General features: G+C 70.0%; 11 protein-coding genes. 7 read left to right on the forward strand and 4 right to left on the reverse strand.

What is annotated here, in order from left to right:
• Positions 1–9 precede the first annotated feature (9 nt).
• Both ACTWPW_RS11665 and pdhA read right to left on the reverse strand, forming a co-directional pair.
• On the reverse strand, positions 10–990 hold the full coding sequence (locus ACTWPW_RS11665) for an alpha-ketoacid dehydrogenase subunit beta (RefSeq protein WP_375117997.1): 981 nt from the start codon (positions 988–990) through the stop codon (positions 10–12).
• Positions 987–2,078, reverse strand: coding sequence for a pyruvate dehydrogenase (acetyl-transferring) E1 component subunit alpha (pdhA, locus tag ACTWPW_RS11670; protein ID WP_375117996.1), 1,092 nt, complete (start codon positions 2,076–2,078; stop codon positions 987–989). Before pdhA ends, ACTWPW_RS11665 begins: the two co-directional genes overlap by 4 nt.
• A 222-nt stretch (positions 2,079–2,300) precedes the next feature.
• Between pdhA and purS the strand changes: the two genes are divergently transcribed.
• The 4 genes from purS to purL all read left to right on the forward strand — a co-directional run bounded on the left by purS (position 2,301) and on the right by purL (position 6,216).
• On the forward strand, positions 2,301–2,546 hold the full coding sequence (purS, locus tag ACTWPW_RS11675) for a phosphoribosylformylglycinamidine synthase subunit PurS (RefSeq protein WP_364124448.1): 246 nt from the start codon (positions 2,301–2,303) through the stop codon (positions 2,544–2,546).
• Positions 2,547–2,765: 219 nt separating this feature from the next.
• Positions 2,766–3,152, forward strand: a complete 387-nt coding sequence (locus tag ACTWPW_RS11680) for an ATP-binding protein (protein ID WP_364124846.1) — start codon at positions 2,766–2,768, stop codon at positions 3,150–3,152.
• A 134-nt stretch (positions 3,153–3,286) separates the two neighbouring features.
• Positions 3,287–3,970 carry a phosphoribosylformylglycinamidine synthase subunit PurQ gene (gene purQ, locus ACTWPW_RS11685; protein WP_364124451.1) on the forward strand — a complete coding sequence of 228 codons (684 nt, stop codon included), beginning with the start codon at positions 3,287–3,289 and terminating at the stop codon, positions 3,968–3,970.
• Positions 3,967–6,216, forward strand: a complete 2,250-nt coding sequence (purL, locus tag ACTWPW_RS11690; protein ID WP_375117993.1) for a phosphoribosylformylglycinamidine synthase subunit PurL — start codon at positions 3,967–3,969, stop codon at positions 6,214–6,216. The genes purQ and purL overlap by 4 nt, the downstream gene beginning before the upstream one ends.
• A 58-nt stretch (positions 6,217–6,274) precedes the next feature.
• On the opposite strand, the gene ACTWPW_RS11695 is transcribed toward purL, so the two are convergent.
• Positions 6,275–7,078 carry a hypothetical protein gene (locus ACTWPW_RS11695; RefSeq protein ID WP_443168690.1) on the reverse strand — a complete coding sequence of 268 codons (804 nt, stop codon included), beginning with the start codon at positions 7,076–7,078 and terminating at the stop codon, positions 6,275–6,277.
• 246 nt (positions 7,079–7,324) lie between these two features.
• Between ACTWPW_RS11695 and ACTWPW_RS11700 the strand changes: the two genes are divergently transcribed.
• The 3 genes from ACTWPW_RS11700 to ACTWPW_RS11710 are packed head-to-tail and all read left to right on the forward strand — an operon-like array spanning position 7,325 to position 11,521.
• Positions 7,325–9,301: an adenylate/guanylate cyclase domain-containing protein gene (locus ACTWPW_RS11700; protein WP_443168691.1), complete on the forward strand. Its 1,977-nt coding sequence runs from the start codon at positions 7,325–7,327 to the stop codon at positions 9,299–9,301.
• A 33-nt stretch (positions 9,302–9,334) separates the two neighbouring features.
• Entirely contained in the window at positions 9,335–9,997 is a 663-nt protein-coding gene (locus ACTWPW_RS11705; RefSeq protein ID WP_364124462.1) for a Crp/Fnr family transcriptional regulator, read from the forward strand.
• Between the two features lie 54 nt (positions 9,998–10,051).
• On the forward strand, positions 10,052–11,521 hold the full coding sequence (locus ACTWPW_RS11710) for an MFS transporter (RefSeq protein WP_443168692.1): 1,470 nt from the start codon (positions 10,052–10,054) through the stop codon (positions 11,519–11,521).
• Here the strand turns inward: ACTWPW_RS11710 and ACTWPW_RS11715 are convergent.
• A complete protein-coding gene (locus ACTWPW_RS11715) occupies positions 11,482–12,228 on the reverse strand; it encodes a methylenetetrahydrofolate reductase (protein ID WP_375117989.1) in 747 nt (248 codons plus the stop codon). The two genes, ACTWPW_RS11710 and ACTWPW_RS11715, sit on opposite strands and share 40 nt — an antisense overlap.
• Positions 12,229–12,235: the final 7 nt, after the last annotated feature.

The following is a 12,235-nucleotide window of genomic DNA, read 5'->3' on the forward strand; positions in this document are numbered from 1 at the left end:
GACAACCCCTCAGTATCCGAAGGTCCGGTCGACGGCGTCGAGCACCCGGTCCAGGTCGGGCAGGTAGTGCTCCTCCAGCTTCGACGGCGGGTAGGGGGTGGAGAAGCCGCCGGTCCGCAGCACGGGCGACTCCAGGTGGTAGAAGCACTGCTCGGTGATCCTGGCCGCGAGCTCGGCGCCGAAGCCGCTGTTGACGGGCGCCTCGTGCACGACCACGACCCGCCCGGTGCGGCGCACGGACTCCATGACGACCGGCTCGTCCAGCGGGTTGAGCGAGCGCAGGTCGATGACCTCCAGCGAGCGCCCGTCGTCCTCGGCGGCCGCGGCGGCCTCCAGGCAGGTCTTGACCATGGGCCCGTAGGCCAGCAGCGTGACGTCGCTCCCCGGCCGCACCACCTTGGCGGCGTGCAGCGGCGACCACCAGTCGGTGGAGGCGGTGTCGATGTCGGCCTTCTCCCAGTAGCGGCGCTTGGGCTCGAAGAAGATCACCGGGTCGTCACTGCGGATGGCCTGCTGGATCATGGTGTACGCGTCGGCCGGGTTGGAGCAGGCGACGACGCGCAGGCCGGCCGTGTGGGTGAAGTACGCCTCCGGCGACTCGCTGTGGTGCTCGACCGCCCCGATGCCGCCGCCGCACGGGATGCGTACGACGACGGGCAGCTTGATCGCGCCGAGCGAGCGCATCGGCATCTTGGCCAGCTGGGTGATGATCTGGTCGGCCGCCGGGAAGACGAACCCGTCGAACTGGATCTCGCACACCGGCCGGTAGCCGCGCAGCGCCAGCCCGATCGCGGTGCCGATGATGCCCGACTCGGCCAGCGGCGTGTCGATGACGCGGTCCTCGCCGAAGTCCTTCTGCAGGCCGTCGGTGACCCGGAACACGCCGCCCAGCTTGCCGACGTCCTCGCCCATGATGAGGACCTTGGGGTCGTCCTCCATGGCCTTGCGCATGCCTTCGTTCAGTGCCTTTGACAAGCTGAGAACGGTCACTTCTCGAACCCCTCCAAGTACGCGGCGAACTGGGCGCGCTCCTGGTCGATCAGGGCGTGGGGCTCGCTGTAGACGTGGTCGAAGATGTCGAGCGGCTCGGGGTCGGGCATGGCCAGGCAGCGCCGGCGCAGGTCGGCGCCGAGCTGGTCGGCCTCGGCGTCCACCGAGTCGAAGAACGCCTGGTCGGCCTGCTCGTTCTTGAACAGGAACGACTTGACCCGCTCGATCGGGTCCTTGAGCTTCCACGCCTCCAGCTCGCTGGCCACCCGGTAGCGCGTGGGGTCGTCGGTCGTGGTGTGGGCGCCCATCCGGTATGTGTACGCCTCGATGAGCGTCGGGCCCTGCCCGGTGCGGGCGGCTTCGAGCGCCTTGCGCGTCACCGCCAGGCAGGCGAACACGTCGTTGCCGTCGACCCTGATCCCGGGGAACCCGAAGCCGGAGGCCCGGCGGTAGAGCGGGATACGGGTCTGCTTCTCCAGCGGCTCGGAGATGGCCCACTGGTTGTTCTGGCAGAAGAACACGATGGGGGCGTTGAAGACGCTGGCCCAGATGAACGACTCGTTGACGTCACCCTGGGAGGTGGCGCCGTCGCCGAAGTAGACGATGGTGGCGGCGCTGGCGTCGTCGCGCTGGATGCCCATCGCGTAGCCGACCGCGTGGAGGGTCTGGCTGCCGATCACGATCGTGTACAGGTGGAAGTTGTGCTCCTTGGGGTCCCACCCGCCGTGGTTGACCCCTCTGAACAGGCCCAGCAGCTTCACCGGGTCCACGTCCCTGCACCACGCCACGCCGTGCTCGCGATAGGTCGGGAAGGCCATGTCGGAGTCGGTCAGCGCGCGGCCCGAGCCGATCTGGGCCGCCTCCTGGCCCAGCAGCGAGGCCCAGATGCCCAGCTCGCCCTGCCGCTGCAGCGCCACCGCCTCCAGGTCGATGCGCCGGACGAGCATCAGGTCGCGGTAGAGCGACCGGATCTCCTCCGGGGTCAGGTCTATGTCGTAGTCGGGATGCTCGACCCGCTCGCCCTCCGGGGTGAGCAGCTGGACGAGCTCCGGGGGTGCGTCCGCACCGCGAGAGGCGTCGATGGTCATGCCACTCCTGCTGGTCGGGGCCGGTGTCGATGGGGTTGCCACGTGGCCGGCCTGCCTTGCGACGAACCGGGAGGTGGAGGTTCGTCAGCGTTTGGGGCCATCGTGGCAGACGTCACAGCCCTGTGCGCAAGCCCCATGTCCTCCCCGTTCCCGTTGTGTTCGCAGCCACACGCGCCGGTAGGCTGTGCTTCCCATTCACCCACCGCTCCCAGGAGGAACGCAGTGGCCCGCGTCATCGTGGACGTCATGTTGAAGCCCGAGATCCTCGATCCGCAGGGCCAGGCGATCGCCAGGGCGCTGCCCAGGCTCGGCTTCTCCGGCGTCTCGGCCGTGCGTCAGGGCAAGCGCTTCGAGGTCGAGATCGACGGTCCGGCCGACGATGCGGCGCTGGACGAGGTCCGCAAGATGGCCGAGACGCTGCTCGCCAACACCGTGATCGAGGACTACAGCGTCCGGGTTGAGGGCTAAGTCACATTTGGCGCCCTGTTTTCCCCTGGGGCGGTTAAAGTGAGGTTCCGACGTGCCACAATGCCACGGGCGTGCCAACACTAAATAACAACAACGTGATTTTGCGGTTAGCCCCGATTTCTCAGGGAAACCTACTCCAGGTGACATTCTGGCGCCCGGAGGAGTCCGGTGGATATTGAGTTCTCGTTGGCACTGCCCCGGGATGCGATCGGCATACCGATGGTCAGGCGAGTGCTTGGTGATGCCATGCGTTCACTCAACGTGAGCGAGACCTGCATCTCCGACATGCTCCTCGCCGTGTCCGAGGCGTGTTCCAATGCGGTCCGGCATGGAGGGCCGGCCAACCGCTACGAGGTTACGGCGGCGATCGGGTCCGGCCAGTGCGACGTGCGCGTCGCGGACAACGGTGACGGCGTCCCGTCGATGCCACCGCACTTCCCCCCTCCCGACACCGAGAACGGCCGCGGCCTGCTGATCATGCGCTCCGTGGTCGACGAGATCTCCTTCGGCGTCACGCCTGGCCGCGGCACCACGGTCCACCTGCGCAAGCTGCTCGCCTGGGACGACGGCGCCGAGGCCCGTCCCCGCGAGCTCGCCGCGGTCTGACCTGGTCGTTCGATCGGCGGCTGCGCTGCTCCGGGCCGATGCGGACCATGTGTGAGCACCCGATAACCTGATTACACCGCCGTCCACCCCGATCGGACGGTGGCGCGCGCATTCCTCCGGAGGGGACGACTGTCATGAGCGCTGCCCGTGTGGGCGTAGTCACGTTTCCAGGAACTCTCGACGACCAGGACGCAGCCAGAGCCGTACGCCTCGTGGGCGCGCAGGCGGTCCCGTTGTGGCACGCCGACCACGACCTCAAGGGGGTCGACGCCGTGTTCCTGCCCGGCGGCTTCTCCTACGGCGACTACCTGCGCTGCGGCGCCATCTCGCGCTTCGCGCCGCTCATGGACGAGCTCGTGCCCGCCGCCAGGGCGGGGCTGCCGGTGATCGGCACCTGCAACGGGTTCCAGATCCTGTGCGAGGCGCACCTGCTGCCCGGCGCGCTGACCCGCAACGCCTCGCTGCACTACGTCTGCCGTGACCAGCGGGTCAGGATCGAGCAGACCGCGACCGCGTGGACCAACTCGTTCGAGCAGGGCCAGGAGATCGTGCTGCCGATCAAGCACGGCGAGGGCCGCTACGTGGCCTCCGAGGACACCTTGGCCGCGCTCGAAGCGGGCGGTCACGTGGTCGTCCGCTATGCCGGCGGCAACCCGAACGGCTCGCTCAACGACATCGCCGGCATCCGCAACGAGGCGGGCAACGTGGTCGGCCTCATGCCGCACCCGGAGCACGCCGTCGAGGAGCTGGTCGGCGCCCCGAGCACCGACGGGCTCGGCTTCTTCACCTCCATCCTGAAGAACCTGGTGAACGCATGACAGACAGTGTGAAGCGGGCGGCGGAGACTCCCGACGAGCCGATGCCCTTCGCCGAGCTGGGGATGAAGCAGGACGAGTACGACCGGGTCAAGGAGATCCTGGGCCGCCGTCCGACCGGCTCCGAGCTGGCCATCTACAGCGTCATGTGGTCCGAGCACTGCTCGTACAAGTCCTCCAAGGTGCACCTGAAGCAGTTCGCCACCAAGGCGCCCAAGTCCGAGGCGCTGCTCGTGGGCATGGGCGAGAACGCCGGCGTGGTCGACATCGGCGACGGCTGGGCGGCCACGTTCAAGATCGAGTCGCACAACCACCCGTCCTACGTCGAGCCGCACCAGGGCGCGGCCACCGGTGTCGGCGGGATCGTCCGCGACATCATGTCGATGGGCGCCCGCCCGATCGCCGTCATGGACGCGCTGCGCTTCGGCGCCGCCGACGCCGTGGACACGCGCCGGGTGCTGCCCGGCGTGGTCGAGGGCATCAGCAGCTACGGCAACTGCCTGGGCCTGCCCAACATCGGCGGCGAGGTCGCCTTCGACCCCTGCTACATCGGCAACCCCCTGGTCAACGCCCTGTGCGTGGGCCTGCTGCGCAAGGACCAGATCAAGCTGGCCACCGCGCCCGGCCCGGGCAACAAGGTCGTGCTGTTCGGCGCGTCCACCGGCCCCGACGGCATCGGCGGCGCCTCGGTGCTGGCCAGCGCCACGTTCGAGGACGAGTCGCAGGCCAAGCGCCCCGCCGTGCAGGTGGGCGACCCGTTCATGGAGAAGCTGCTCATCGAGTGCTGCCTGGAGCTGTACGCGGCCGACGTGGTCGTGGGCATCCAGGACCTCGGCGCGGCCGGCGTCTCCTGCGCCACCACCGAGCTCGCCGCCAAGGGCACCGGCGGCATGAAGGTCGACCTCAACCTGGTCCCGCTCCGCGACCCCTCGCTCAGGCCCGAGGAGATCCTCATGAGCGAGTCCCAGGAGCGGATGATGGCCGTGGTCCGGCCCGACGACATCCCCGCGTTCATGGCGATCTGCGAGAAGTGGGACGTGCCCGCCACCGTCATCGGCGAGGTCACCGACACCGGCCGCCTGGTCATGACCTGGGACGGCGAGACCATCGTGGACATCCCGCCGGGCACCGCCGCCGACGAGGGCCCCGTCTACGAGCGCCCCTTCCACGAGCCCGCCGGCCAGGCCGCGCTCAACGCCGACACGCCCGACCGGCTGGAGCGGCCGACCGACCTGCGGGAGACGCTGCTCAAGCTGCTCGCCTCGCCCAACCTGGCCTCCAAGGAGTGGGTGACCTCCCAGTACGACCGCTACGTCCGCTCCAACACCGTGCTGGCCCAGCCGGCCGACGCGGGGATGGTGCGGATCTCCGAGGTCATGGCGGGCGCCGAGCCGACGACGCGCGGCATCGCGCTGTCCACCGACGGCAACGGCCGCTACGCCAAGCTCGACCCGTACGCGGGGGCGCAGCTCGCGCTCGCCGAGGCGTACCGGAACGTGGCCGTGACCGGCGCCAAGCCCCTGGCCGTCACCAACTGCCTCAACTTCGGCTCCCCCGAGGACCCGGAGGTCATGTGGCAGTTCGCCGAGGCCGTGCGCGGCCTGGCCGACGCCTGCCGGGCGCTGGGCGTGCCGGTGACCGGCGGGAACGTCTCGTTCTACAACCAGACCGGCTCGACGGCCATCCACCCGACGCCGGTCGTGGGCGTGCTCGGGGTCATCGAGGACGTGGCCAAGCGGGTGCCGTCCGGGTTCGTCGCCGAAGGGCTGCGGGTCGTGCTGCTCGGGGACACCCGCGAGGAGTTCGGCGGGTCCGAGTGGGCGCACGTCGCGCACCGCCACCTGGGCGGGCTGCCGCCGCAGGCGGTCCTGGAGGCCGAGCAGGCGCTGGGCACCGTGCTGGTGGAGGCGGCGCGCCGGGGGCTGCTCGAAGGGTCGCACGACCTGTCCGACGGCGGCCTGGCCATCGCGCTCGCCGAGTCCTGCCTGGCGAGCGGCGTCGGGGCCAGGGTGGAGCTGAGCGGTGACGCGTTCACCGACCTGTTCAGCGAGTCGGCCTCGCGGGCGCTCGTCGTGGTCCGGCCGGAGGCGTACGACGAGTTCGCCTCGCTGTGCGGGCGCCACGAGGTGCCTTGCTACGGCCTCGGGATGACCGGCGGGGCGTCGCTGGTGGTCGAGGGCGTGTTCGAGGTCTCCGTCGAGGAGCTGCGGGAAACGCACTCGGCGGCGCTTCCCGCGCTGTTCGGCTGATTTCTTCCACAAGAGGGCCGGTACGGGTCATCCGTGCCGGCCCTTTCGTTCCGGTGCGTTACGCCTTCTTCATGCAGACGACGTAGACGGTGCCGTTGACGCTGGTGCCGTTGTTCCCGCCGCCGTAGTTCTTGGCTTCGGGCGCGGGCGTCTCGGTGGTGGTGGTGCTGGCGTAGGAGTTGTGGCCGTTGTCGTCCTTGGACACCGAGACCGTCCAGCCACCGTTGGTGGGCTTGCTGGCCATCACGACGGCGTTCTTGAGCGTGCCGAAGGAGAAGCCGCCGCCCGTCACCATCCCACCGGGCCCGCAGTAGGCGGTCTCCGAGCCGAGCGAGTTGATCGACGCGACCTTGGTGTAGGTGATGTAGGAGCCGCCGTTGCCGGGCTCACCCTTCTCGCCCTTGTCGCCCTTCGGACCCTGGGGGCCCTGGGGACCCGCCGGGCCGGTCGCGCCGGTCTTGCCGGGCTCACCCTGCTCGCCCGGCTTGCCCTGCGGGCCGGCCGGGCCCGTGTCGCCCTTGGGGCCCTGCGGGCCCTGGAGGCCCTGCTTGCCCTGCGGGCCGACCGGCCCCATGTCGCCCTTGGGGCCCTGCGGGCCGGCGGGGCCACGGTCGCCCTGCTGGCCGGTCTGGACGGTGGTCGTGGACGAGCCGCCGCCGATCAGGATGCGCTCCTCCGTCTTCCGGCACTTCGTCGTGGGGTTGACGATCCGGGCGTACCGCGACTTCTTGTGCACGCAGGCGTGCACCTCGGCGGCGGCGGACGAGGCGGTGGCGACGCCACCGACGGCGAGGAGCGAGGCGGCCAGCGCTCCGACAGTGGCGAGCGTGATCGTGCGCCCGCCGCGAACCTTGATAGCCACGGCTTTCCTTCCAGAGGAACGAGTGATGCTCATGTTGTGCATGAGATTCACGTTTCAAACGTTCCAAGGGATGGCAGAAACTACATAACGTATCCATCACGAAACGGAGGGTTACTGACCAGATTGACCGATTGTCGGCAACTTCGGTGAGTAAAAGGACGCATCGAGGACATCGGTACCGCGTGGATAATCGGGTCTGTGTCAACGCCCGGTCGCCCTCCCTACCTCCCACCGGCCACTCAGCCGGTGCGTGGTGTGGTCTGGGCCATCCATCTGGTCCTGCCCCTGCTCGGACTCTGGCTGCTGCTGTCGCAGCCGGACGTCAACGTCTTCTGGCAGCACAACGCCGGCCACTTCTGGATGATCATCCTGGTCGCCGGGGTCAACGTCGTGCTCGGCGTCCTCATCAGCGAGGCGTCGCGGCGCCGGCAGGACGCTCGGCTGTTCCTGGTCTCCATGGTCTTCCTGAGCAGCGCCGGGTTCTTCTTCCTGCACGGCCTGGCCACACCGAAGATCATTCTGCCCACCGGATCCGTGGGGTTCGACCTGGGGCAGCAGGTGGGGCTGACGATCGCGTCGGCGTTCGCGTTCGCCTCGGCGCTGCCGCTGGACGCCAAGGCGGCCAAGGCCGTGCTGGGCTCGCAGCACTTCATCCGGGCCGTGCTCCTCGGGTTCATGATCCTGTGGGGCCTGGCGTCGCTGATCCCCGGCCTGACCCCCCTCAGCGAGCCGCCGATGGTCTCGCCGATCGACTGGCTGGTGTGGGCGTCGGTGCCCGGCCTGCTGCTGTACGCGGCGGCGAGCGTGATGATGTTCCTGCTGCACCGGCGGCGCCCGTCGGCCATGCTGATCAGCCTGATCACCGCGTACGCGCTGCTGGCCGAGTCGATGATCGCCGGGATGTCGCAGCTCAACTGGCATCTGTCCTGGTGGGAATGGCACATCCTGCTCACCCTGGCCTTCGTGTTCGTGGCCTACAGCGCCTACCTGCAGTTCCGGCGGGAGGGGTCGAGCGCGGGCCTGTTCGACTCGGTGACGCTGTCGGCGACCGTGGCCCGCATCCGGCGCGACTACGACGAGGCGCTGGAGGAGCTGGTCGAGCACGTACGCCGGGGCGAGCCGCTGGCCGCGACCCGGCTGTCGGGCAAGTTCCGGCTCAACGAGAGCCAGGCCGCCGTGCTCGACCGGGCCGGCGAGGCGCTGGCCAACGAGCGGGAGCTGTCGGAGCGCCTGTCCGCCCTGGTGGCGGTGAGCGCGCAGACCAGGATCGGCCTGCCCGAGGACCAGCTCCTGACGACGTCGCTGGAGCGGGTGCGGCAGGCGTACGGCGATGTCAAGATCGCCCTGGTCGCCGACGGGCGGACGCAGATCGGCTCGCGCGACTACCAGTTCGCCGACGGCAACCCGATCAAGCGCGACCAGCTCCTGGCCTTCCCCCTGACCGTCAAGGGCAACCTGGCGGGCGTGCTGGAGGTGCCCATCGGGCGGACGAACCAGGACGAGGCGCTGGCCGCGACGCTGGCCGGGCAGCTGTCCATCTCGCTGGAGAACGCCCGCCTCTACCAGGAGCTGCACACGCTCTTCCACCAGTACATGTCGCCCGACGTGGCGCACGCGCTGCTCGCCGATCCGGGGCAGGCGGCGCTGGGCGGCGAGCTGAAGGAGCTGACCGCGCTCTTCGCCGACCTCAAGGGCTTCACCACGTTCTCGGAGAAGGTCACGCCCGGCGAGATCGTCGAGATGCTCAACCGCTACCACACGGCCGCCGTTCCCTGCATCCTGAACAACGGCGGCACGATCGTGCAGTTCGTCGGCGACGCGCTGCTCGCCCTGTTCAACGCCCCGGCGACGCAGACCGGGCACGCCCGGGCGGCCTGCCGGGCGGCGCTGGAGATGCAGCGGGCGGCCTCCGAGGTGGCCGAGGAGATGGCCTGGAAGCGGACGGACGACGTCGAGTGGCCGACGTTCCGGGTGGGCGTCAACACCGGCCCCGCGCTGGTCGGCAACATCGGCAGCCCGGAGCTGCGCGGGTTCAACGCGATGGGCGACTGCGTGAACGTGGCCGCCCGGCTCCAGGCCGTCGCCGAGCCCGGCACGGTCGTGATCGGCGAGACGACCTACCGGCAACTGGGCGATGGCGTGTCGGTGAACCCGTTGGGCCAGCTCAACCTCAAGGGCAAAGAAGAGCTCGTGGCGGCCTACGTTCTGACCGAATTGAGATAGAAGGGTGGTGCAGGTACCGACATAATCGGGCGCATGGATTCAGAGCCCGGTGAGTTCCTGACCCTTCTCACGGACCAGGAGGTCGAGACCCTGCGCGCCGCCGGTCGGCAGCGGCGCTGGGATCGGGGCACGACCATCATGACCGAGGGCGACACCTCCGACTGGGTGCTGGTGCTGCTGGAAGGCCGGGTCAAGTGCTCGTCGCACACGAGCAGCGGCACCGAGGTGGTGCTGGCCGTGCGCGGCCCCGGCGCGCTCCTGGGCGAGCTGTCGGCCATCGACGGATCCCCGCGCTCGACCACGGTGACCGCGCTGGAGCCGATCTCCGGCATCGTGGTGCGCGACTTCCCCGCCTTCCTGGAGGCCCACGGGCGCATCGCCGTCCTGCTCATGCAGCTCATCAGCGGGAAGCTGCGCGACGCGGACCGCAAGCGCATCGAGTACGGCGCGTTCGACACCACCGGCCGGGTGGCGACGCGGCTGCTGGAGCTGGCCGAACGCTACGGCGAGAAGACCAACAGCGGCGTGCGCGTGGCGCTCCCCCTGTCCCAGGACGAGCTGGCCGGCTGGACGGGCGCCTCCCGCGAGGCCGTCAGCAAGGCGCTGCGCACGCTGCGCGACCGGGGCCTGATCGAGACCGGCAGGCGGCGCGTGGTGATCCACGACCTGGAGGGGTTGCGCAAGCGCGCCAGGTGACGCAGGTGACCCTGGTGACAAAACGGACGTACGTCGTACGTCATAGTGGAGGGCATGGTCGCGGTCACCCCCCAGGACGACACCCGCATGCGCTACGCCTGGCGGGTGTGCGCGGTCACCAGCCTGGGCCTGGTCCTCATCGGCATCGCCGGCAGCACGCTGAACGTGGCCTTGCCCACGGTGGTGCGGCACTTCCACGCCGACGCGCTTGAGTCGGGCTGGATCCTGCTGTCGTTCCTGCTGGTCAACACCGCCAGCCTGGTGTTCTTCGGCCGAGTGGCCGACCTGCTCGGCAGGCGGGAGGTCTACCTGACGGGCTTCGCCCTGTTCACGCTGGCCTCGCTGCTGGCCGGGCTGTCGCCCGACGTGTGGTTCCTGATCGCGATGCGGGTCCTCCAGGCGATCGGCGCCGCCATGATCCTCGCGAACGGCACCGTGATCATCACCGACGCCTTCCCGCCCGACCGGCTCAGCCAGGGCATGGGCGTCTACATCGGCACGCTGTCGGTGGCCCAGCTGGCCGGGCCCACGCTGGGCGGGCTGATCGCGGAGACGGCCGGCTGGCAGTGGATCTTCTGGGTGAACGTGCCGGCCGGGCTGGTGGCGCTCGGCGTCGGAGCGGCGATCTTACGCAAGATGCCCAGGCAGCCGAAGGTGCCCGTGGACGCGCTGGGCAACGTGCTGGTGTTCGCGGCGCTGTCGGCGCTGCTGCTGGCGCTGTCGGAGGCGGGCACCGGCGGGTTCTCCAGCCCGGTGGTGCTGGCCGGGGCCGGCGTGTTCGCCGTGCTGCTGCCGGTGATCTTCCTGACCGCGCGGCGGTCCCCGAATCCGGTGCTGGACCTGCGGCTGTTCGGCGGGCGGCTGCTGACCTACGCGAACCTGGCCTCGTTCTGCAACGCGCTGGCCAGGTCGGCGCTGATCCTGGTCGTGGCGCTCTACTTCCAGGCGGCCAGGGGGGTGGACGCGTTCGAGGCGGGGCTGAGCGTGCTGCCCGTGCCGGTCGGGATCGGGCTGGCCTCGCCCGTCGTGGGCATGCTGGGGCGGAAGGTGTCGCCGTACGCGCTGTCCATCGGGGGCGCGCTGCTGAGTGCGGCCGGGCTGGGCACGCTGATGCTGACGGCCGATCCGGCGACGCCGTACTGGGTGATCGGGATCGGGCTGTTCGTGGCGGGCTGCGGCAGCGGGACGTTCCTCACGGGGAACACCACGCAGGTCATGCGGGCGCTGCCGAGCGGGAGCCTGGGGGTGGTCAACGGGTTCCGCGTCATGGTGATGAACGTCGGCATCGTGATCAGCGTCGGCCTGTCGCTGAGCGTCCTCACCGGCTCGGTGGGACCCGCGTTGCGGGAGCAGGTCTACGCGGGGACGCTGTCCACGTTGTCGCCCGTGGCGGTGGGGCAGCTCATGGACGGCTTCCAGCGGGCGTACGCGGTGTTGTTCGCGGTCGCCCTGGCCGGAGCCGTCCTGGCGGCGCTGGCGCGCCCTCAGAAGGCGGTGGCGAGCCGGGACTCCACGTCCCGGTAGCGGGAGACCGGGACGAGGTGGACGCCGGCGAAGGCTCCGGTGTCGCGCAGGGCGAGGACCTGCTCGCAGGCCGCCTCCACCCCCGCCATCCGGTCCGCGGCCACCTTCTCGATCAGCTCCTCCGGCAGGGCGATGTCGGGGATGGCGGCGGCCAGGGTGCGGGCGTGGCGCTCGCTGGCCAGGACCATGACGCCGGCGTAGACGGGGACGTCGACCGGGTGCGCCTCGCGCCACGCGACCTGGGCCTCCACCGAGAAGCTGACCTGGGAGAACAGGAAGTCGGCGGTACGCTTCCAGGCCGGCAGCGGGCGCAGCGCCGCGGCCGCCCCCAGCCGGACGCCCGGCGTGAACTCCCGCGCCTCCTCGATCATCGACCGCACCGTCAGGTCACTCGTCCGGTTGCCGCTCGTCGGCTTGTCGCCGTAGACGAACAGGAACTGGTCGACCCCGTAGGCGGCCGCCGTCAGCAGGTCGCGCCGGAAGCCGAGCAGGTTGCGGTCGCGCGAGTTGAGACAGGCGATGCCGCGCCCGCCCATCGCCTCGACCTCGTGGGCCACGGCCACGCTGGACACGGTCGCGCGGCCGATGTGGTTGTCGGGGATGAGGAACGCGCTGGCGATCTTGCTCATGGTGCCGATCTGGTGCCTGACGTGCTTCAGATCGGGCTTGGTCGGGGGTTCGATCTCGCAGATCAGCTCGAAGGACATGATCACG

This window comes from Nonomuraea sp. KM90 (assembly GCF_052246675.1).
GTDB lineage: Bacteria > Actinomycetota > Actinomycetes > Streptosporangiales > Streptosporangiaceae > Nonomuraea.